The organism is Maritalea sp. S77 (genome assembly GCF_049801075.1).
GTDB lineage: Bacteria > Pseudomonadota > Alphaproteobacteria > Rhizobiales > Devosiaceae > Maritalea.
The window spans coordinates 506,103-527,115 of record NZ_JBNAGG010000001.1 but is presented as its reverse complement, the minus strand read 5'-3'; the positions used below and the strand labels follow the sequence as shown (position 1 = coordinate 527,115).

The window sequence follows — 21,013 nt, the reverse complement described above, 5'->3', positions numbered from 1 at the left end:
TGGCGGGCGGTGAGGAGAGTTTATGCTTGAGTTGGGCGTGTGTTATTATCCGGAACAGTGGCCGGAACATATGTGGGAACGCGATGCCCAACGCATGGTTGAACTTGGCCTGACATGGGTGCGTGTGGGCGAGTTTGCCTGGTCTCTTATCGAAGAAGAAGAGGGTGAATTCAACTGGACGTGGCTGGACCGCGCCGTTGATATTCTTGGCAAAGCGGGCCTGAAGGTGGTGATGTGTACACCATCGGCTGCACCACCAAAATGGTTGATCGACAAACATCCTGAAATTTTGCCTGTGGATGCAGAAGGGCATGTGCGCAAATTCGGTGCGCGCCGTCATTATTGTTTCTCAAGCGATATTTATCGCGAACATGCCGTCCGTATCGCTGGTGAATATGCAAAGCGGTATGGCGCCAATCCCTTTGTAAATGCATGGCAAATTGACAATGAATATGGCGACCACGACACCATTCACAGCTATTCAGAAAGCGCGAAAAAGGCATTTCAGAGCTGGCTGGCCAGCCGCTATCAAGGCATTGATGCGTTGAATCAGGCTTGGGGTACTGTTTTTTGGAGTATGAAATATAATCGTTTTGATCAGATTGAACTGCCGAACAGCTTGGTTGAAGAACCAAGCCCGACGCATCTGCTCGATTATCAACGATTTGCTTCAGATGAAGTGATTAAGTTCAATCGCGCACAGGTCGATATTGTGCGTAAATTTGCGCATGATCGGCCAGTTACCCATAACTTTATGGGGCACAATACTGACTTTGATCATTATGAGTTGGGGCAGGACTTGGATTTTGCGTCATGGGACAGCTATCCAATGGGCGCGCTCATTCATGGTAAAATGGATGATGCCGAGAAAGCGCGCTTGCTTCGCACAGGGATCATCGACCAGCCAGCCTTTAACAATGATCTTTATCGTCAAGTTGGGCAGGGGCGTGCGTGGATTATGGAGCAACAACCTGGGCCAGTGAACTGGGCTGCCCATAATCAATCGCCCCATGATGGCATGGTGCGGTTGTGGACGTGGTTGGCATTCGCGCATGGGATCGATGTTGTGGTCTATTTCCGTTGGCGTCAGTCGAAATTCGCGCAAGAGCAATTCCATGCCGGCCTATTGCTGCCAAATGATGAGCCAGATCAGGCCTATTTCGAGGTGGCGCAAGTAGCTAAAGAAATTGCTCAGCTGCCACAAGAGATTGCGGACCGGAAGACAGCTAAAGTGGCGCTGATGCTTGACTATGCGTCACGTTGGGCGGCGTTGAGCTTGCCGCAGGGTAAGGATTATTCGAGCGCCCGCAACATGATGAATTGGTATCAGGCGCTATCTGCTAAGGGCGTAGATGTTGATATCGTCGGGCCGCATAATGATTTAAGTGCATATGATCTGGTGATTTTGCCCGACATTATTTTGGAAAATGCTGAGTTGGTGCAAAAGCTAAAAGCGAGCAATGCCAAAATCTATCTCGGCGCACGCACGGGCAGCAAAACGCAGAATATGCACATTCCAGACAATCTGCCGCCGGGCGAATTTGCCCAACTTATCAATGTGAAAGTCAAGCGCGTTGAATCTTTGCCTGAATATAATCAGGACCTTATCGTAATGGATGAGCAGCGTTTCGCTGTGGGCAATTGGCGCGAATGTATCGAAAGTGACGAGCCCGTTCTGGCGCGATTTGAGTCAAACCACCGGGATCAATCGCCCGCATTGGTGGGCAATGAGAAGTGCTGGTATGGCGCCGCCAATTTTTCAGGTGCGGCACTGGAGCATTTGGTCGATAGATTGTTGAGCTGGGCAGGCGTTCCGATGAGTTCATTGGGCCGCGATGTGCGGGTGACAAAAAGAGGTCCTTTGCATTTTGCTTTTAACTTTGGCGAACATGTTGCTGAGGTGCAGATGCCAGAAGGGGCGGAGATATTGCTCGGAAGGGCGAAAATTGCACCGCGCGACGTTGTGATTTGGCGTGAGTAGAGGGTGAATCAATCTGAAAAGTCAGATTGGTAAAATACTGAAAAACAATAATAAAAATTCATTTTAAACGCATTTCTAAATTAATTGAATTAACACTTTACAACTTAAGTTAAACGTTTATATTTTTGACAAATGCCACGGAGAGGGACGAAGCATGGCAGGCGTAAAAATCGATGGGCTGGAAAAGAAATTTGGTAGCCTCCGGGTTCTAAAGGGGATTGATCTCGATATTCGCGATGGCGAGTTTGTCAGTTTCCTTGGGCCTTCAGGTTGCGGCAAAACTACGCTTTTGCGGTCCATTGCGGGTCTTGAAGAGATCGATGGCGGGCAGGTTGTTTTGGGTGGTCAGCCCATCAGCAAATTGCCGCCTGCTAAGCGCGATATTGCCATGGTGTTCCAAAACTATGCGCTCTATCCGCATATGAATGTCTACAAGAATTTGTCATTCGGCTTGTCGCTCAATGGTGTGTCAAAGGCAGAAATTGACGAGCGGGTGCAGAATGCAGCTCGCATCCTGCAAATTACTGAGCTTTTGAAGCGGCGGCCCAAGCAATTATCAGGCGGGCAGCGCCAACGTGTGGCGATTGGCCGGGCGATTGTGCGCGATCCAAAGCTTTTCCTGCTGGATGAGCCATTGTCGAACCTTGATGCTGGCTTGCGGGTGACCATGCGGGTGGAACTTGCAAATCTACATAAACGCCTTGGCGTCACCATGATCTATGTGACCCACGACCAAGTGGAAGCGATGACCTTGTCTGATCGTGTGGTGGTGCTGGACCAAGGTAAAGTTGCCCAATTCGGCACGCCGCTCGAGCTATTTTATGCGCCGCGGAATCTATTTGTGGCCAGCTTTATCGGCTCGCCCAAAATGAACTTTTTGGACGTGTCGGCCAAAATCTCTGGAGAAAAAGAACTTACCGTTAGCGCCGAGGAATTGTCCGGTGAAATCAAAGTGACGCTCGAAGCCGCTGCGAAAGATGTTGCTGGCCCACACACCTTGGGCATTCGTCCGGATAATATCGAACTGGTCGCGCAAGACGAGGCGCATATGAGTGGCCAAGTGCTGCTGGTGGAGCGCCTGGGTACTGAAAGCCAAGTGCATATCAAACTCGAAAATGGCCAAACATTTGTAGCGATTGCCCGCGGCACTCATCCGGCGGCGACGGGCGACCGCGTTTACCTGAAATTTCCTGCTCAACATTGCCACATTTTCAATGGGGAGGGGCAGGCATATCCGCGTGAACTGGATGCGGAAACCCGATCACTGATTGATCGACAAAAGTCGCTGCATGGTGCGGCGCAAAGAGGAGAGGAAAAATGAAGCATTTGAAGAAACTGGCCTTGGCGTCTGTTTTGTCAGTCGCGGCGCTGTCAGGCACGGCTCTTGGGGAGGAAACCATTCGTTTTGCCACGTGGGATAGCGATGAAAGCCTTGAAATTCAAAAAGAAATTGCACGTCGCTTTGAAGCGGCCAATCCCGGTGTGAAGGTGCAAGTTGAGCCATATGCAGATGGCTATGACCAGAAGCTGATTGCTTCATTCGGTGCCGGCAACCCGCCAGATGTGATGTATATGTGGAACTATCCCAAATATTACACATCATTGATGCCACTTGATGATTTTATGGCGCGCGATGCTGAAGCCATGGATTTGGATGACATTCCACCGGGCCTGATCAATACAACACGGATTGACGGCAAAGCCTATGGTATGCCAGCGGGCTTCACCACCCATGTGGTGTTCTACAATAAAGACATGTTCGAAGCAGCGGGCGTTGAAATGCCAAGCGAAGACTGGACATGGGCTGAGCTGCGCGAAAAAGCAGCGAAATTCCGTGATGAAGAAAGCAAAGTCTACGGCTTTGCGGTTGAAGCCAAGCCTGATCCATTTGATTATGAGCAATTTTTCTGGTCCAACGGCACGCGCTTTATCGCAAAAGACGGCTCGGCGGTTGATGGCTATATGAACAGCCCGGAAGCTGTGGAAGTGCTGACCATGTTTGCGGATATGGCTGCAAATGAAGAAGCAGTTGTGCTCGGCATCGGCGACAATAGCTCAGGTTCTGCGCTGTTTAAGGGCGAGAAGCTAGCCATGTATCAATCGGCCATGTGGTCAAAAGGCGGCTTCGACGAAGCTGGCATCAATTATGGCGTGGCAAAGCTGCCATCCTTTGGTGACAAGCCTGTGCATTCGTCCATCGGTGCGTCAGCCATGTCTATGGCCAAAGACACAAAGAACCCAGATTTGGCATGGGAGTTCATCAAGTTCTTCTCATCAGCAGAAGCGGTGAAATTGCGCACGAATGATTTGCCCATCCGCACCAGCGTTGCAGAAGAAATGGAAATGACCACTGATCCAATCTTCAAGCCATTCTTTGACATGTTGGCGGTTTCCGACAGCGAGTCAAATGCATTCCTGAAACACGAAAACTGGGGCAAAATCCAAGCGAACCTTGAACGCGCGATTGAAGCCACAATGATCGAAAAAGGCAATGCAAAGAAACATCTTGATGACGCTGTTGCTCGTTCGCAGCGCCACCTAAACTAACCCACGATAGGGGGGATGGATATTATGTCTAGAGTTCAAGATCGGCAGTATCAACGACAAAAGTTTGTTGAGAAACTCACGCCATATTTGTTCATCTCCCCTTGGATATTGGGCTTTTTCTTCTTCACCCTTGGTCCTTTAGTCTTCTCCTTTGTGATGAGCTTTTACGATTGGCCAGTGGTGGGGGAGCGCGAATTTATCGGCACCCAGAATTATGAAGTGATGCTGACCCAAGATCCACTTTTCTGGGACAGCTTGTGGGTCACCATCAAATTCGGGCTGTTCTTTGTGCCGTTCAATATTATTCTTGGCCTGCTGCTGGCGGTCTTGCTCAATCAAAAGGTGATCGGTAGCGGCATTTTCCGCACCATCTTTTACCTTCCCAGCGTGATCTCCGGCGTGGCGCTGGTGACCATCTGGGCGTGGATCTATAGCCATGAATATGGCATTTTGAATTTCCTTTTGGGATTGGCAGGCATTGATGGGCCGAACTGGCTTGGTGATCCGAGCTGGGCATTGCTGGCCATCGTCATCGCGTCACTTTGGGGCCTTGGCGGCACCATGCTGATCTTGCTGACCGGGTTGCAATCCATTCCAAAAGAACTTTACGAGGCGGCGAAAATCTCCGGCGTGCCAGGCTGGGCGCGGTTGATCTTTATCACCATTCCTATGCTCTCACCGATGCTGCTTTTCACCTTCATCACGTCAATCATTGCGGCCTTCCAGCAATTGACCATTGCCTTGTTGCTGACAGGCGGTGGGCCACTCGAAAGCACATATTTCTTCGCGATGTATATTTACGACAATGCCTTCAAGCATTTCGAAATGGGCTATGCCGCCGCAAATAGCTGGGTGATGTTCCTGATCATTCTGGCGCTCTCCATGATGGTGATGAAATCCTCGTCCGCCTGGGTTTATTACGAAGGCGAGATGAAAAAGGGAGGCAATAAAGATGCTTAGAACCTTCACCTATGGCGCGCTGATCTTTCTTTCTGCGCTATTCATCCTGCCTTTCTATTGGACCTTTATCACCGCGGTGAAAAGCGTTTCTGAGCTGTATCAATATCCGCCTGTGTTTTGGCCATCGGACGTGCAGTGGGAAAACTTCATTACCGCATGGTTCAAGCAACCCTTTGATGTGTATTTTAAAAACTCTGCAATCGTGGTGGTGATGTCCACCATCGGACAGCTCTTTTCATCTTCGCTGGTGGCCTATGGCTTTGCCCGGTTCCAGTTTAAAGGGCGCGACGTGATCTTCATCATTCTGCTGGCCACCATGATGATCCCATGGGACGTGAAAATGATCCCGCTCTATATGGAGTTCAACATGCTGGGCTGGATCAATACACTTAAGCCCTTGATCGTACCTGCCTATTTCGCTGAAGCATTCTTCGTCTTCTTGCTGCGGCAGTATATTATGACGGTGCCAATTGAGATCGATGAGGCAGCGCGCATGGATGGGGCGAATAGCTGGCAGATTTACTGGCGTATTCATTTGCCTTTGATGATGCCTGCGTTGGTGCTGGTGGGCACGTTCCACTTTATGAACGCGTGGAACGACTATCTAGGGCCGCTAATCTTCCTCAATGACCAGTCGAAATATACGCTTACGCTTGGTCTTTCCATGTTCAAAGGTCTGCACGAAACAGACATCACATCTATTGCGGCGATCACTGTGCTGCTGTGTATCCCGCCGCTGATCCTGTTCTTCTTCGCCCAGCGCTACATAATGGATGGGGCTATTGGATCTTCGGTGAAAGGTTAGGCAATGTTGTTTGATTTCGACAAGGTGCCATTTTCAAAGCACCAATGTTTCACCACATTGTCGATGATGGGGGAGGGCGCAGATCGCGCCCTTTACCTGCGTTATGTGGCAGGCGGCGACGAACGGCCAAGCCTTGGCAAACTATGCCGCGTTCGCTTTGAGGATGAGACAGGTCATGAATTGTCACCAACCTATGATCTTACGCCTGCTGCACTGAAGGTCAGCTTGTTCAACGGCACAGAACAAGTCGGCACCGCGGCTTTTGCCATCGGCGAAGGCGAGACTTTGCATTTCAAAGCGGAAAATGTCGCGGTGATCTTCGCATTAGAAGGTTCGCGCTATGATTATGCATACAAAACAGCTCATGGCGCCGACTGCGTGGTCGCAGCTGGGGAAAATCTTCGACTAACGCCATTTGTACATCATGGGCAAACCAATGTGAGCGGCCAATGGCGGCGCGATCATGCGGAGAAAGTAGAGCTACGGTTTACTGGTGTAGAGCTTGACGCTGGCATTATGTTGCACGAACGTTTGGCTTCTAAGGCACCATCGGCAGGTTATGAAGACGCGCAAACGCAATCAAGCACTGCGTTCGAGGCATGGCGTACATCAGATAAAGGCGAAGCGGCGCTTCTGGCCAATTATCTACTGTGGGCCAATTGCGTGCCAAAGCAGGGCTATCTGACCGCACCCGCCATCTACATGTCCAAAAATCATATGATCAACATATGGAGTTGGGATAACGCGTTTTCCGCCCTTGGCGTGGCGGAAAATGATCCGCAACTTGCTTTTGATCAGTTTGCGGCCATCTTTGATCATCAAGATGAAAGTGGCTTATTGCCCGATTTTGTGCACGATAAGGGCGCGTCTTATAGTTTCACCAAGCCGCCTGTACATGGATGGGCGATCAGTTTGATGCTACAGCGCAATCCCGACATTTTTACGGAAGCGCAATTGGCTTATCTGCGGGAAAAATTGGTACTTCAGTTCAATTATTGGATGAAATATACGCGTGCAGATGAGCACTCACTGCCCAGCTATGCCCATGGCAATGATAGCGGATGGGACAATGCCAGCTTTTTTGCTGAAGGGGGGCCAGTTATCGGCCCGGACCTGCCAACATTTTTGGCGCTCACCGCTCGCACCATTGCACATTTGGCTAAGCGTGCAGGCGATATTTCGCAGGTCTCAGAGTTTACGCAGCATGAGGATCAATTGATTTCGCTTCTGCTTTCGCAATTGTGGGATGGAAACACCTTCCAAGTGCGCCTGCTCCATGATCAGGCAAAGACTTTGCCCGACCAAAGTCTTATTCAATTTATGCCACTTCTGCTGGGCGATAAGCTGCCTCAAGAGATTGCGGCCAAATTGCTCCAACGATTTGATGAATTGGGCATGGTGACTGCTTGGGGGCCAGCAACAGAATCGCCAAACAGCACGAATTATGAAGCTGATGGATATTGGCGGGGGCCGATTTGGGCGCCTACAACATTGCTGATTGCCGAGGGCTTACTGGCTCAAAATGAGCGTAAGCGCGCACATGAAATTATGCAAAAATACCAGCACTTGTGCGAGACTTCCGGCATGGCTGAGAACTTCGATGCACTAAGCGGCGCTGGTCTGCGCGATAAAGCTTTTGCTTGGACATCAGCGGTTTATTTGCGTTTTGCCCAACTATTGGCTAACGATTTTGGGGAAGAAATTTGAGCACACTTATGTCACCGCGCCCCACAATTAAAACCATTGCCAAAGAAACTGGCCTTTCGACGGCCACCGTGTCCAAAGCCCTGAACGGCTCGCCGCAAGTGCGTCCGGACACTCGCGATAAGATTTTGGATGTTGCCAAAAAGCTTGGCTATGAAATGAATTTGAGTGGCGTACAATTGCGCACAGGTAAAACCCACCAAATTGCCATGATCACCGTGATCTCGTCGCCCCATGATGATGAGTGGGGCGGGGTAGGCTATGCCCAGCTTGTTTATGGGGTTTCAGATGTGTTGCACGACACACCTTATCGCGTGGTGCAATACCAAGCCAGCTCTTACGAAGAGAGCTTTGACATCATTAAGCGCATCGTGGCCAACCGTAAAGCGGATGGCATCATCTTGCCCGGCACGCGAGTGAAAGATAAGCGCGTTGAATTTATGCAAGCGCAAGATTTCCCGTTCGTGACCTATGGCCTCACTGAAGCCGAAGTGCCTCATGCTTATGTGGATACCCACAACCAACGCATCGTTTCTATTTGTGTGGAGCGTTTGATCGCCAAGGGGCACAAACGGATTGCCATGCTCAACGCCGATATGGTGCTGATGTATTCGCGGGACCGTGAAAATGCCTATCGGCAAACATTGCAGGATGCCGGACTGGTTTTTGATCCAAACCTTGTGGCCAATGGCGAACTCACGCCTGCATTCGGTCGCGAGCAGTTTTTTGAAATGTCGATGTTTGATGATCCGCCAACTGCCTATTTCTGCGCCAATGAGGCGACAGCCATGGGCGTTTTATCAGGTTTTCATGTGCGCGGTTATGAGCATGGGCGCGATGCGGTGGTGATTGCGACGGACGATTTGAACGTGTCGCAATATTTCTCACCACCCATCACGACCTGCTATTTGCCCATTTCAAAGCCTAGCCAGGTGCTTGGCGAATTTATGTTGAAACTGCTGAATGGCGAAGCACCCGAGAAGCTGCAAAAACTATTCGTGCCCGATCTGATTGAGCGCAGCTCAGACGAACTGCGCACATAATCGGGCTACCAGGCGGTGTAACCACCATCGATCACAAAGTTTGATCCGGTGACATAGCTTGAGGCGGGTGAGGCGAGGTAAAGCGCGAGGCCCGCAATTTCGCGCGGATTGCCCGCACGCCCCATCGGCGTGCACGAAACAAACTTCTCAATCGCTTCCGGCGCTTTCTTTGTCCACGCCTGATTAGGCTCGGTCATAAACAGGCCCGGGCTGATGCAGTTTGCGTTGATGTTGTGTGGCGCCCAATCCACCGCCAATGCTTTGGTGAAATGAATGATCGCGGCTTTGCCCGCTTCATAATGTCGGCCCGCAACGCCTTGGTTGATGATCATGCCGGAAATAGACCCCATATTGATAATGCGGCCGCCTTTGCCACGCTCGATCATGGCTTCTCCAATCAAACGTGTCATCAAAAAGCAATGGTCAACATTCAGCGCAAAACCTTCTCGCCACTCATCATCGCTGGTTTCTTCAATCTTGTTGTTTGGTTTCCGCCCACCCACATTATTGACCAGAATATCGATGCCGCCCGGAAGGGCGAGGGCTTCACGCGCCGCGCGTTTACATTCATCGGGCACAGTAACGTCTGCGATGATGATTTGGACTGAGGCACCGCGTGCTTCAATTTCGGCGGCTGTCTCTTTCAAACTGTTCTCGCCACGCCCCACCAACACGATCTCGGCACCTGCATCGGCATAGGCAAGGGCGATCTCGCGCCCCAGACCACGGCTTCCACCAGTGATTAGCGCACGTTGGTCGGTGAGTTTAAAATCATCAAAGATAGAAGCAGGCATTGGGACACTCCAAATTTAGGGGAGGCCTTGCGCATTAGCGCAAGGCGAATTTGCACGACCCCATATTTATGACAATGCCACAGCCAGACAGCAAGTCCTTTTAAGACCAATTTTATACCTTTAGACGTTCGCCTTGATGAAACGCGCCGCACGCTCGGCAATCATCATCACTGGCACATTGGTGTTGCTTGACACCAAAGTTGGCAAAATAGAGGCGTCGTCGACCCGTAATTTATTTACCCCTTTTGCCGTCAATTGTTATGCATATTCCTTACTCATCGCTAATGGTTGGCTCTTGCTCGTCGGTCGGAGGGGGCTCCCATATCAGAGACAACATTGCGTCTTGTTTGATAGCTTTAAAGATGTGCGCAAGCACGTTTTGTATATAGAGCGGTCTATTGCCCCTACCAATCGCCTCGATTAGCCGATGCATATTATAGACAGGAACAGCCGCCATGCCATAGAGCGATTCAAAGCTATTGGCCCTAAGGACGTTTTGCGAAGGCAGAGGGAATCGCAATGCAGGCAACTGTGAGTTGTTTGTCGGAGTCCATAGAAATTATTTCAAAAACCTCGCCTGCATGTTAATAAAAGGTTAATTTTATCAAGTGGATGAGTTGCACAGGGCTGCAGAAATTGCCGGATATGCTCAAAATGTGACGGGCAGATGCGCAAAATGTGTCCAAAATGCAACATGGTCAGCAGAACAGACGTTTTAGGCGCCAAAATTCCAATTCTTAACTTGTATGTTTTCCTTTCATGGGTAGTTTGTGTCTTGCGAATCCATGCATGGAATCGTTTGTCGGTCGCGAATGCGACGTCAAACACACCCTCATAAGTGTGGTCGCGTTTCGACAAACAGCCGGAAAAACCGGCAACTTTAAAAACAAACTGATTTTGGAGGTCAGTACTATGAAAATTAAGAGCCTATTTCTCGGTTCTGCAGCAGCTGTAGCGCTTTCTTCAGGCGCACTTGCCGCTGATCCTATTGGCATCGCTTTGGACACATGTTCAATGTTGGACATCACTGGTTTGACAGTGTCTTCAAAGACAAACTGCCTGAAGTTCTCTGGTGAAGTTTCCTATGATTGGGAATACACCAACGACTCTAACGGTGACGGCACAACAGGTGACGATGCTACAACCAGCGAATTTGGCTGGGAATTCACAATGGAAGCCACAGCGCCTAGCGACTTTGGTCCTGCTAAAGCAGTTGTGACTTTGATTGACGAAGACGGCACTTCAACATCTTCAGACGTTGATATCGACGAAGCATATGTAGCGATTGGTGATCAGACTGTTATCATGGCTGGCCAAAAAGGTTCAGTGTTGAAAGACGGCGACGACGAAACTTATACAGCTTTGTTCTCACTCGACGTTATTGATGGCGACGACGAAGGCATCTTTGCACCTACGCCAGGCGCAACTGGTGGTCACGTGATGCAAATCACTTCTGACCTCGGCAATGGTGTTGATGTAGCTTTGGGTCTTGAAGATCTTCAGTCAAGCAACAACGCTTCTTTGGTAGCGGGTGTTGGTGTTGATCAAGACTGGGGCACAGCGCACATCGGTTTCATCTATGATGATATCCTGTCTGGCACAAGCTTGTGGGACTTCCACGCTGGTGCAACATTCAATGTTGACGAAATGTCATTCCGTGCTGCATTCAGCACTGACGAAGCAAGCAACTGGGCCGCATTGGTAACTGGTAAAGCTGCATTCGATATGTTCACATTGGCTGCTGGCGTTGAGTTCTTCTCAGGCAATGCTTGGGAAGGCGCGATTTCAGGTGAAGCTGAAGTTAACGACGCTGTAACTATCGCAGTTGCAGGCCGTTGGGACGACAACAGCGACTGGGATATTGCTGCACAAGGCGTATTCGCAGTGTCCGATAACCTCGACTTGACTGCTAAAGTTAACTTCGATGAGTCAAGCTTGACAGTGTTTAACGCTGATCTTGATTGGGCTCCTGGTGGAAACGATTTCGAAGCTGGTGTTGGCGTTCAGTTCGACAGCAACTCAGTTGTAGAAGTTTCTACTTCATTCTCAAAAACATTCGAATAAGTCTTATAGACCTTATCGATGTGGAAGGCCCGGCGCATTTGCCGGGCCTTTTTTTTTGCCTGAATTTGGCGATAAATCAGTTAAATCATTGAAATTTGTCTGGTGATTTTAGGAAGAAGCGTTACACTTTGGCGCGGAAGAGGATCGTTCTCGGCATGGCGGTGAGCGATAAAAGCTAGATCAGAAATTGCGGGGATTTACTGTGAAGTGGATGAATATTTTGGCCGTGGGGGCGCTGGTAGCGCTTGGCGGCGGCACTTTTGCGATATCGCAAAACCAAAATAAAATGGAGCATTCACTTCAAGCGCAAATTGTCGAAAATCCTCGACTTCCAGTTGCGACTTGGGCTGACATCCAAATTGAAGCGCGCGATGTAACGCTGAATGGCGTGACCACGGATTCCAATGAACTCCGACAACTTGTTGATGGTCTGGGGGCAATGCCAGAAATTGCTTCGATCGAAAACAATGTAAAGCTGGCACCGATTGCAGATCCGTTCGAATTTGTGGCTAAAATTGCCGATGGTCAGGTCGTGATAAATGGGCATATGCCAAGCGCGGAAATGCAAAAGGAATTTCTTTCGCAACTTGATGAAAATGTGATTGCAACCTTCGATTTGGCATCTGGCGGGCCGGCTGCACGTGATTGGCGAGATGTCTTGACCTATAGCACGCGGCTGATCAACCATTTTGATCAAGGTGAAATTCGCGTAGCAGGATTGGAAGTTTCGTTTGTCGGTAGAGCGGGCGATCATCAGTCCTTTAGCGATCTCGATTTGATCGCAAACGCGGGCTTTCCAGACAATTTGAAGCGCGGATCAACGGAGATAATTGCGCCATTTGAAGACAATTTTGTCTTGCAGGGGGGCATGGATGACAATGTCCTCACGCTCAATGGATTTGTGCCGAGCAAAGCTCTACGCACCGAATTGCAGAGTTTGGGTGCTGATGTATCAAATCTTCTGGTGGCATCGGGGGCGTCCGATGGCTTTGAAAATGATGCTCAGCTATTGACAAACCAACTTCTTAATTTGGGGGAGGGCTCATTCGCACTCGGCGAGGACAGGCTCGAATTTTCCAGTCAAACCAATGATTTTGAACTTTTTGACCAAACAATTGATCAATTGAACACAATCAAGCGGGCAGCAATTGATATTGATTTTCCGCTCCCAACCATCGCTCCGTTTACATTCGAAGTGAAACAGGTTGGCACGACCAAATTTGCAACAGGCTATATGCCTGAAAATATGAGAGAATTTGAACTGTTGCAGGGCGTTGACCAGACGTCACTTCGTGCTGCAAACGGAGCGCCAGCTAACTTTGATGAAGTGGCCGCGTGGATCGCAGATAGTGAAGTATTCTTGGCGAATGACTGGCGTTTAGCATTCGAAGGCGACGAAATGAACGTTCAGGGGCAAGCCAAAACACCGCAGGCCTATGTGGATTTGTTGGCCCATGCTGCCCAGCCACCAGAGGGGATTACGATTGACCTGACCAATTTGGATTTGGCCGTCGCCGACCCATATATCTGGTCGCTGGATAAATCCGGCAATGGCGATGTCAAAATGGCAGGATATTTGCCAGATAGCCAATTGCGCCAAACCATTTATGCCGTACTGGATACTTCAGCAGATGATACGACGCTCTTAGCAGCAGGGGCGCCTGAGGAATTTGGCACCTTGGTAACGTTGGCCGCAAAGACAATCAATGTGGCCGATTCTGGTGAGGCCATTTATGATCAATTGGGTTGGCGAACAGATGTTACGGCTCGTGATCTATTTAATAAAAACAATATTTTGCAGCAGTTTTCTAATGAAGAAATTCAACCAACCAGATTGGGCCTGAAAGTTGCTCAATTGCCACCTCCGCTTCAAGACCCTTATCGCTTTTCCGTCGAGAAGCAATCTGATGGTACGCGCCAGTTTGAAGGCTTTGTGCCAACTGAAGCGATGCTCATCAATCTTGCTGACCAAGGGGCGCTTGATTTGGAGTTAGCACAGGGTGCACCAGAACAATTTGAAGAATTTGTTGCCCTTGGTAATTCTATTCTCTCAGGCCTAGAGCGAGGCACATTGTCATTTGCTGGTGATAAATGGAATCTGGAGGGCACAACAGACAGTTTCGAAGCCAAGCAGAAACTGATGCAGCAAATTGAAGCCGCTGGATTGAGCGATGACGTTTGGACGATCGAAATCACGTCACCAGCGCAAACAATTTCGCCTTATCTCTTCTCCGCCGAAAAGATGCTTGATGGCGATATGTCTGCATCGGGCTACGCGCCTAATCGAGAGCTAATTGACCAGTGGGCAGATGATTATGGCTGGCGTGCGCAATTGCAGGTTGGCGCAGGAGCTCCTGAAACATTCTTAGAGCGTGCAATGATCGGGTTGAATGCGCTTGAGCTGTTGGATGCGGGCCGCTTGAGCCTTGTTGACGGGCAGTGGGCGTTGATTGGCCGCGCGGCGTCCGATGCGAATTTGGCCGCTGTGCTGGAAGTTCTGGCTGCTCATAGCGATAGCTTCCTTGTTGACGTGCAAGTCATTCAACCGATTGACCAGCTATCTTTGCAAATACGGAAAGACTCTGAGGGGCAATTTGAATGGTCTGGATATCTGGCTGATGAAACTTATTGGGAGCAGGGACAGAGCCTACCGATCGCCAAACCAAATATTTTGCCGGAACGTGCAGAGTTCAATCAAATGACCGCTTTGGGCATCGATGCGCTTAAGCTTCTGGATTCAGGCGAAATGGTCCATGCCGGTGGGCAATGGAGTATTTCTGGTCAAGCACCAGATCGCGCCGTTAGATCTGCTGTAAAGCTCATGCTCAGTGGAGCGCCGCTTGGGCCATGGTACACTACGTTGACCACACCAGTTGTGGAAGAAGTTGTAGATGAGGCCGCAGCAAGCGCTGATGAAACTGATATGTCAGCCGACTCCGAATCTGGCGCAGACACACCCGCAGCGGATGCGCAAGATGAGAACATGGGCGATGCAACGGAAGCAGCGGATGCCGATTCTTTGCAAACTGAGCCCGAGACGATGGATTCATCAGATGAAGAGATGTCCACGGATGAAGCGGAAGATAGCAATTCAGATGTAGATTCGACCGAAGAAATGACCGATGCCGTTGAGCAGGAAGTCGAATCTGATGGCGGTGAGGCGACGTCAACTGACGAAGTTGCAGATGAGGGCGATCAATCAGAAACCACAACCGACCAAAGCGACGCAATTGAATCGGATGAGGCGACGGAAGCTGCTACCGAAGAGTTGGCGTCACAAGGGGATGAGGCCGCTGAAACCACCGAAACCAATGCGTCGAGCGAACAGCCAATGGAAGCTGAAGAGGTAAAAGATAATGCGCCGATCGCAACCTTTGAAACGCAGATCGCTAAATCCTCGACAGGCATTGCCATCAGCGGAAATGTGCCGGATGCAGCATCGCGCTACGCCCTTGAATTAAGTGCAGGCGACGGAGCGAAGCTGGACGTTGTCGAAGCTGACGGGGCGCCGGAGCGTTTCTTGGCGGATGCATTGACTGTGGCGCAAGCTCTATCAGCAGCCGACAGTGGTGAAGCAACGCTCAATGAAGGGCAATGGATTGTAAGCGGCAAAGTAAGCAGCTTTGAGGCTGGGGATCAATTTGAGGCGGTATTAGCGGCGTTGCCAAATGCACGCATCACAATTGACATGCCACCTGCGCATAAATTGTGCAATGCCAATGTAGAGCAATTGATTGCAGATCAGGCTATTCTGTTCCAATCTGGCAGTGCCCGCATTACGCCAGGATCGCAGGCTGTGCTTGAAAAAATTGCAGCTCAGCTCAGCAATTGTCCTCAATCTGTTGTTGAGGTTGAGGGACATACAGATGCAGATGGCGATGATTTGATCAATCTGTCACTATCAGTGCAGCGTGCAGAAACTGTTGTTAGCGAATTGATCGAATTGGGCGTAGAGGCAAACCGCCTTTACGCACTGGGTTTTGGTGAAACACTGCCCATTGCTGATAACAATACACGCAGTGGCAAAGCGCAGAACCGTCGCATTGTGTTTACAGTGCGGCCACCGCTAGAGTAGATTGCGGAAAAAAGGGAGAGTCAGATGTTTTTCCAAACCATCGGATTTCTGATTTCACAATATTGGCTATATTTCAGTCTTGCGCTGATCATCGGGGTGTTGACCGGTTGGTTCAGCGTTTCTGTTGAACAAAACAAAGAATAATCCGGGAGGGGCACAATGACACCGCATCTAATTGAAATCGTTCTGCTGATGCTGGCCTTTTTCCTATTGGGCTGCCTATTCGGATATTATGTGCGCCGCTGGACCATGGGGGCGGAAACGGCCGCACAACCAGCTCCAAATGTAACGCCTTCCACGCGGAGCGAGGAAGAAGCAAGCAATGTTGAAAAAAACGCGCCAACAGCAACTGCGGCAAAAACAGCGGAAAAGGATAGTGTAGCGGAGGTCGCTAAAAAGGCGCCAACCCCAAAAACAACTGCAAAGAAGCCTGCGGCAAAGCCAGCCGCTGCGAAACCTGCAACGAAGAAACCAGCCGCCAAAGCACCTGCCAAAAAAACGGCCGCACGTAAGCCTGCCGCCAAAACCGCTGCAAAAGCTGTGAATGATAAGCCCGAATTGCTCACCGCACCACGCGATGGCAAAAAGGACGATTTGAAAAAGATCAAAGGTGTTGGTCCTAAAATCGAGTCTACGCTCAATGAAAAAGGCATCTATCACTATGAACAGGTTGCGGCTTGGAAGCGCAAAGACGTGAAATGGTTTGACGAAGAGCTGTCGTTTAAGGGGCGTATTGATCGCGAAGAATGGGTCAAGCAAGCCAAGGCGCTCGCCAAAGAAAATGGCTAGTCATTTTAAAGTGGATAGAGATTGAACAACGCGGCTTCTTAGCCGCGTTTTTTGTGCCATTTGCATGTGTGCAGCACGAAATCGGCGAGGGCGTTCATCTCTTCTGCTCTCTCTAAAAGGGCAGGCGTGCCTTCACCAATAATTTCAACATTGGGGGCATCTGGTCGCCTGTCGCACATCATATGAAACACTTCTGACCGCAGCAGATCTGTATGTTGGGTACGCATCAGCAAAATTGGCACATTAGCCAAGGCGTCGAAAAGGTGCCAATTGGCTTGCAACACATCATCATTCTCGAGTTCTTTGAGCTGATGAGCCAGACGCATATCAAATCGAGGTTTGAGGCGCGACTTAGCATCTGTTTTATGGGTGCGCGCTGCGATTTGGTCCAATAGACCGTCTCCCAAACTGGGATAATCGACCCGCAACATGCGGCGCATCAAATCGCGCACTGCATTTTTGCCCCGCAACTTTGACAAATAAGCCATATTGTTGCGTAAGCGAACCAATCCGCGCACATTTATGATGGGACCAGCATCGCACAGGATTGCGCCAGCGATGAGTGTTGGGCGTTGAGCTGCTAATGCCATAATCACTTGCCCGCCATGCCCCTGACCGAACCATATGGCTTCTTCAATCGCCTTGGCACGGCAAAATTCTGCCATGTCATCCGCATCATGCAATGTGGAATAGGCGCGATATGGACGTTCCTTGCGGGCGTGGCCGCGGCCAATGAGGTCGATACGAATGATCGGCCAATCGCGTTTGGTAAAGTCCGAAAACTTCTCAGCAAATGCCGAAAAATCTTCCATATTGCGCTGAAGTCCAGCAAGACAAATAATGGGGAGTTTTTGCGGATCGTCAAAATCACCTTGCATATGATAGGCGATCTGTCGCGCGCCATCGCCGCTCGTAAGCAGACGAACAAGCTGTTCTTCACTATCCTGCGACGCGATGTTTTGATCCATAATTTGGCTATACCAGCTTTTGTTGCCGGGCAATAGGTGCAAGATCGACCCGAATTAGTCGATCTTCATCAAATAGTTGGCCAAACGCAAGCGACTATCGCCCAAACGAACGCGATAAACCTGATAGTTGGCAAGCACTTTCTGGACATATCCGCGAGTTTCAGTGAAGGGGATAAGTTCAATCCAATCCACAACATCGATTTTGCCAGACCGTGGGTCACCAAATCGCTTCAGCCATTTGTTCACATTGCCAGCACCTGCATTGTACGCCGCAGCGGCCAATACGAGCGACCCATCATACCGTTCCAGTTGGGCTTTCAAATAGGTTGAGCCCAACAATGCATTGTAAGAAGGGTCGCTGGTCAAGCGTGATTTTGAATAGCTAAGACCCAATTTTCCGGCAGTTTCCTTGGCAGTACCAGGCATCAATTGCATCAAACCTAACGCGCCTGAATGCGATTGCGCCGTGCGATCAAAGCGGCTCTCCTGCCGTGCCACCGCATAAACGGCAGCTGCATCAATGGCTGCAAGTTGGTTCTTTGGCAGTCCGTCTTTCGGAAACTCAAACAAATCCAAATCGACGCCGCGATTGCTCGAAATACTTGCCATAAGGATGGCCAGGTCGTGGGCTTCGATGTCCTGTGCCAAGCGTGCAGTTAAGAGCATTTCACCAGGCGCCTTTACCTGATAAATCAGGCGGCGAATAAGTGGCCGCGCAAATCCATATGTTTTATTGCCTTCAAACAGGCGAATGGCCTGAACCAATTCCCGCCGGTTAAACCCGGCTTCCGCATCTTGCCAAGCAGGCAGGGGAGAAAGCCGCAATTGCTGCACGTTCAACTTATGGGAAGCCAGCTGACCGTAATAATAATCATCATGTTGGGCGGCGCGCTGATATTTCACGCGGGCATTTTCAATCTGCCCCATTGCCTCAAAAGCACGGCCCCACCAATAGTTGGATTCACTAATGCAGGAGGGCAATGTCGACAAGGAAGCCATCTTCTCAAAGTGTTTCGACGCAGTGGCCGCATCACCAAGGAAACGCAGAGCGATCCAGCCCGCATGGAATTGAGCATCCACTACGCGACCTTCGGGACCATTTGTATATCCAGCGGCGGCCAAATAGGCATTTTTCTTATCGCCAGATTCCAGCAACTCACGCGCCAAATAGCGGCGTTTGTACCACCACAAGTGACTTTCCGGCAGTTTACCCGCCGCGCGGTTCAAATGGGCAACGGCACCAGCATCGGAGCCGCGCAACTGCGCCCATTCAGCATTTGCCCAATGGAACAAGTTGTGATTGCGATATTGAGGATCAACACGGTCTAAAAGCGTTTGCGACTTGTTGTCTTTACGCGCAACTGCGATCACCGCCTGCAACAGGCTTTGTTGCGCAGGCGAAAACTCGCCGAATATGCGTTCAACCGCACGGGCGCGATCATGCATCAACAGCCGATTGGCGCGTGCCCAATGTTCAGCGTTGGTCAGCTGACCGCGATAGCGCTGGTAGAGATCTTTTTCTGTGGCGGCATCGAGAAAATTGTTCACCCAAACATCTTTGATGATGCGTCCAGCACGGGCGACTTGGCCATCCTTCACATAGGCGTCAGCCAGTTCGATTTGCGCGTTCACCAAGTTAGGCATCTGCCCACCCAAAAGCTGAATTACTTCTGTGTAAGGCAGATCGCGCTTGAGCATAGACTGCTCCAGCCGCGTTTTATATGTGCTGGCAGTGGCGAAATGCGGCGCATCTGACTGGAAACGAAGGATCGTTGTGTGGTCGATTTCATCTTTGCCGAAATAAATCGCGGCCCATTGAATAGCACGGCGTTCAACATTGTTGGAAAATCCGCGCGCCGCGTTATAGGCATCGGCATATTTCTGATCGCGTAGGGCGTTTAATGCGTTTTGAAATTGTGCGCTGCCTTTTGCGCCTTGCATGATCACGCTGCCAGCGCCGCCTGTAGAACTCGTGGTCACTGGATCAATCTGCACTTGCGCAAATGTCGGAGAAGCGATTGCTCCAGACATCATAAGCGCTGAGCCCATCAACAGCGCACGCAAGGAAGCTGCGCGGCGAGGGAAAAACTGGCGAATAGAAATCGTGCTTGAAGAAAGCATTGTTAAACCTGTCAAATTACGCGATACAATTTTTTGACGGCATGTTCGGACTGCCGGACCCATGAACAAAGTCTAGCGAATTTAGGTGAATGATTGGTTTAGATTGAATTTTAATCAATTTGCCTTATCCAATCTTAGAAACAGGGCTTGTTGCCATCTTTTCAGCTTATTATGGTGAGCAACTCGGGTCTTTCTGCGCTAAAAACGCGGAAAAAGTTTGACCTTTTTGCGCCAACATGGTGTCAACATGCCAACGAACAAAATGAAAAAAGGATGTGAAGGGATGTTTCGCGCCTCAATTACCGCTTTGATCACGCCATTTAATAACGGCGAGGTTGATGAAGCTGCATTTAGACGTTTCATCGACTGGCAGATCAATGAAGGCACGTCTGGATTGGTTCCCGTGGGAACTACCGGTGAATCACCGACCGTTAGCCATGAAGAGCATAAACGGATCATCAAGATTTGTGTTGAGGCAGCGAACAAACGGGTGCCGGTGATTGCCGGCGCTGGCTCAAACTCCACACGCGAAGCCATCGGCTTTGCTGAATTTGCTGAGGAAGCAGGGGCTGATGCGATCCTTTCCGTTTCGCCTTACTACAACAAGCCAAATCAAGAAGGCTTGTTTGCCCATTTCAGCGCGATTGCTAAATCGACCAAGCTGCCAATGATTTTGTATAATATTCCAGGGCGGTCCATCGTCGACATAAATGTCGATACGATGAAGCGGCTAACGGAAGAATGTCCGAACATTGTAGGCGTGAAGGACGCAACAGCCGATATGGCGCGAGTGTCTCAGCAACGCAGTATTTTGGGGCCCGATTTCATTCAGCTCTCTGGCGAAGACATTTCTGCGCTCGGCTTTAATGCGCATGGCGGAGTAGGGTGCATCTCTGTAACCTCGAACATCGCCCCGCGTTTGTGTGCTGAAATGCAGCAAGCGACTTTGGACGGCAATTATGAAGCAGCCTTGGCGATCCAAGATCGCCTAGCACCGTTGCACAAGGCATTGTTCTTAGATCCGAGCCCAGTGCCGGTAAAATATGCGGCTGAGCGTTTGGGACTTTGCAATGCAGATACGCGTTTGCCATTGTCACCAATTACGCCACAAACCAAGTTGGCCGTTGACGAAGCATTGATTCACGCAGGACTTATCAATTAA

At 50.1% G+C, this 21,013-nt stretch carries 14 protein-coding genes and 1 pseudogene; 11 read left to right on the top strand and 4 right to left on the bottom strand.

The genetic code is table 11. The features are described 5' to 3' along the window. Window positions 1-22: 22 nt before the first annotated feature. The 7 genes from ACP15Y_RS02440 to ACP15Y_RS02410 all read left to right on the top strand — a co-directional run bounded on the left by ACP15Y_RS02440 (window position 23) and on the right by ACP15Y_RS02410 (window position 9,040). A complete protein-coding gene (locus ACP15Y_RS02440) occupies window positions 23-1,981 on the top strand; it encodes a beta-galactosidase (RefSeq protein ID WP_424981417.1) in 1,959 nt (652 codons plus the stop codon). A gap of 154 nt (window positions 1,982-2,135) precedes the next feature. Next, window positions 2,136-3,302, top strand: coding sequence for an ABC transporter ATP-binding protein (locus ACP15Y_RS02435; protein WP_424981416.1), 1,167 nt, complete (start codon window positions 2,136-2,138; stop codon window positions 3,300-3,302). Next, on the top strand, window positions 3,299-4,528 hold the full coding sequence (locus tag ACP15Y_RS02430; protein WP_424981415.1) for an ABC transporter substrate-binding protein: 1,230 nt from the start codon (window positions 3,299-3,301) through the stop codon (window positions 4,526-4,528). Before ACP15Y_RS02435 ends, ACP15Y_RS02430 begins: the two co-directional genes overlap by 4 nt. A 24-nt stretch (window positions 4,529-4,552) precedes the next feature. Then, window positions 4,553-5,488, top strand: coding sequence for a carbohydrate ABC transporter permease (locus ACP15Y_RS02425; protein ID WP_424981414.1), 936 nt, complete (start codon window positions 4,553-4,555; stop codon window positions 5,486-5,488). Next, window positions 5,481-6,293 carry a carbohydrate ABC transporter permease gene (locus ACP15Y_RS02420; RefSeq protein ID WP_133570822.1) on the top strand — a complete coding sequence of 271 codons (813 nt, stop codon included), beginning with the start codon at window positions 5,481-5,483 and terminating at the stop codon, window positions 6,291-6,293. Before ACP15Y_RS02425 ends, ACP15Y_RS02420 begins: the two co-directional genes overlap by 8 nt. A 3-nt stretch (window positions 6,294-6,296) precedes the next feature. Beyond that, on the top strand, window positions 6,297-8,000 hold the full coding sequence (locus ACP15Y_RS02415) for an amylo-alpha-1,6-glucosidase (RefSeq protein ID WP_424981413.1): 1,704 nt from the start codon (window positions 6,297-6,299) through the stop codon (window positions 7,998-8,000). Between the two features lie 8 nt (window positions 8,001-8,008). Further along, entirely contained in the window at window positions 8,009-9,040 is a 1,032-nt protein-coding gene (locus tag ACP15Y_RS02410) for a LacI family DNA-binding transcriptional regulator (protein ID WP_424982443.1), read from the top strand. A 5-nt stretch (window positions 9,041-9,045) separates the two neighbouring features. Here ACP15Y_RS02410 and ACP15Y_RS02405 read toward each other — a convergent pair whose 3' ends face one another. Beyond that, the gene (locus ACP15Y_RS02405; protein WP_424981412.1) at window positions 9,046-9,834 is read right to left on the bottom strand and encodes an SDR family NAD(P)-dependent oxidoreductase; all 789 of its coding nucleotides are present in this window, start codon (window positions 9,832-9,834) and stop codon (window positions 9,046-9,048) included. Between the two features lie 120 nt (window positions 9,835-9,954). Beyond that, window positions 9,955-10,077: pseudogene (locus ACP15Y_RS02400) on the bottom strand (GMC oxidoreductase); the annotation flags it as partial. 669 nt (window positions 10,078-10,746) lie between these two features. Between ACP15Y_RS02400 and ACP15Y_RS02395 the strand changes: the two are divergent. The 3 genes from ACP15Y_RS02395 (at window position 10,747) to ACP15Y_RS02385 (ending at window position 16,762) form a co-directional block, all read left to right on the top strand. Further along, window positions 10,747-11,898: a hypothetical protein gene (locus ACP15Y_RS02395; protein WP_424981411.1), complete on the top strand. Its 1,152-nt coding sequence runs from the start codon at window positions 10,747-10,749 to the stop codon at window positions 11,896-11,898. A gap of 211 nt (window positions 11,899-12,109) precedes the next feature. Then, window positions 12,110-15,973, top strand: a complete 3,864-nt coding sequence (locus ACP15Y_RS02390; protein ID WP_424982442.1) for an OmpA family protein — start codon at window positions 12,110-12,112, stop codon at window positions 15,971-15,973. 159 nt (window positions 15,974-16,132) lie between these two features. Further along, window positions 16,133-16,762, top strand: a complete 630-nt coding sequence (locus ACP15Y_RS02385) for a hypothetical protein (RefSeq protein ID WP_424981410.1) — start codon at window positions 16,133-16,135, stop codon at window positions 16,760-16,762. A 38-nt stretch (window positions 16,763-16,800) separates the two neighbouring features. Here the strand turns inward: ACP15Y_RS02385 and ACP15Y_RS02380 are convergent, their stop codons facing one another. Both ACP15Y_RS02380 and ACP15Y_RS02375 read right to left on the bottom strand, forming a co-directional pair. After that, on the bottom strand, window positions 16,801-17,730 hold the full coding sequence (locus tag ACP15Y_RS02380) for an alpha/beta fold hydrolase (protein WP_424981409.1): 930 nt from the start codon (window positions 17,728-17,730) through the stop codon (window positions 16,801-16,803). Window positions 17,731-17,784: 54 nt separating this feature from the next. Then, on the bottom strand, window positions 17,785-19,851 hold the full coding sequence (locus ACP15Y_RS02375; RefSeq protein WP_424981408.1) for a lytic transglycosylase domain-containing protein: 2,067 nt from the start codon (window positions 19,849-19,851) through the stop codon (window positions 17,785-17,787). A 283-nt stretch (window positions 19,852-20,134) separates the two neighbouring features. Between ACP15Y_RS02375 and dapA the strand changes: the two genes are divergently transcribed. Next, entirely contained in the window at window positions 20,135-21,013 is an 879-nt protein-coding gene (dapA, locus tag ACP15Y_RS02370; RefSeq protein ID WP_424981407.1) for a 4-hydroxy-tetrahydrodipicolinate synthase, read from the top strand.

What these genes read in the sequence shown, in the direction of transcription:
- ACP15Y_RS02420 (WP_133570822.1), top strand. Translation starts at nt 5,481, where the DNA reads ATGCTTAGAACCTTCACCTATGGCGCGCTGATCTTTCTTTCTGCGCTA.
- ACP15Y_RS02440 (WP_424981417.1), top strand. Translation starts at nt 23, where the DNA reads ATGCTTGAGTTGGGCGTGTGTTATTATCCGGAACAGTGGCCGGAACAT.
- ACP15Y_RS02425 (WP_424981414.1), top strand. Translation starts at nt 4,553, where the DNA reads ATGTCTAGAGTTCAAGATCGGCAGTATCAACGACAAAAGTTTGTTGAG.
- ACP15Y_RS02435 (WP_424981416.1), top strand. Translation starts at nt 2,136, where the DNA reads ATGGCAGGCGTAAAAATCGATGGGCTGGAAAAGAAATTTGGTAGCCTC.
- ACP15Y_RS02415 (WP_424981413.1), top strand. Translation starts at nt 6,297, where the DNA reads ATGTTGTTTGATTTCGACAAGGTGCCATTTTCAAAGCACCAATGTTTC.
- ACP15Y_RS02395 (WP_424981411.1), top strand. Translation starts at nt 10,747, where the DNA reads ATGAAAATTAAGAGCCTATTTCTCGGTTCTGCAGCAGCTGTAGCGCTT.
- ACP15Y_RS02405 (WP_424981412.1), bottom strand. Translation starts at nt 9,834, where the DNA reads ATGCCTGCTTCTATCTTTGATGATTTTAAACTCACCGACCAACGTGCG.
- ACP15Y_RS02410 (WP_424982443.1), top strand. Translation starts at nt 8,009, where the DNA reads ATGTCACCGCGCCCCACAATTAAAACCATTGCCAAAGAAACTGGCCTT.
- ACP15Y_RS02380 (WP_424981409.1), bottom strand. Translation starts at nt 17,730, where the DNA reads ATGGATCAAAACATCGCGTCGCAGGATAGTGAAGAACAGCTTGTTCGT.
- ACP15Y_RS02385 (WP_424981410.1), top strand. Translation starts at nt 16,133, where the DNA reads ATGACACCGCATCTAATTGAAATCGTTCTGCTGATGCTGGCCTTTTTC.
- ACP15Y_RS02390 (WP_424982442.1), top strand. Translation starts at nt 12,110, where the DNA reads ATGAATATTTTGGCCGTGGGGGCGCTGGTAGCGCTTGGCGGCGGCACT.
- ACP15Y_RS02430 (WP_424981415.1), top strand. Translation starts at nt 3,299, where the DNA reads ATGAAGCATTTGAAGAAACTGGCCTTGGCGTCTGTTTTGTCAGTCGCG.
- dapA (WP_424981407.1), top strand. Translation starts at nt 20,135, where the DNA reads ATGTTTCGCGCCTCAATTACCGCTTTGATCACGCCATTTAATAACGGC.
- ACP15Y_RS02375 (WP_424981408.1), bottom strand. Translation starts at nt 19,851, where the DNA reads ATGCTTTCTTCAAGCACGATTTCTATTCGCCAGTTTTTCCCTCGCCGC.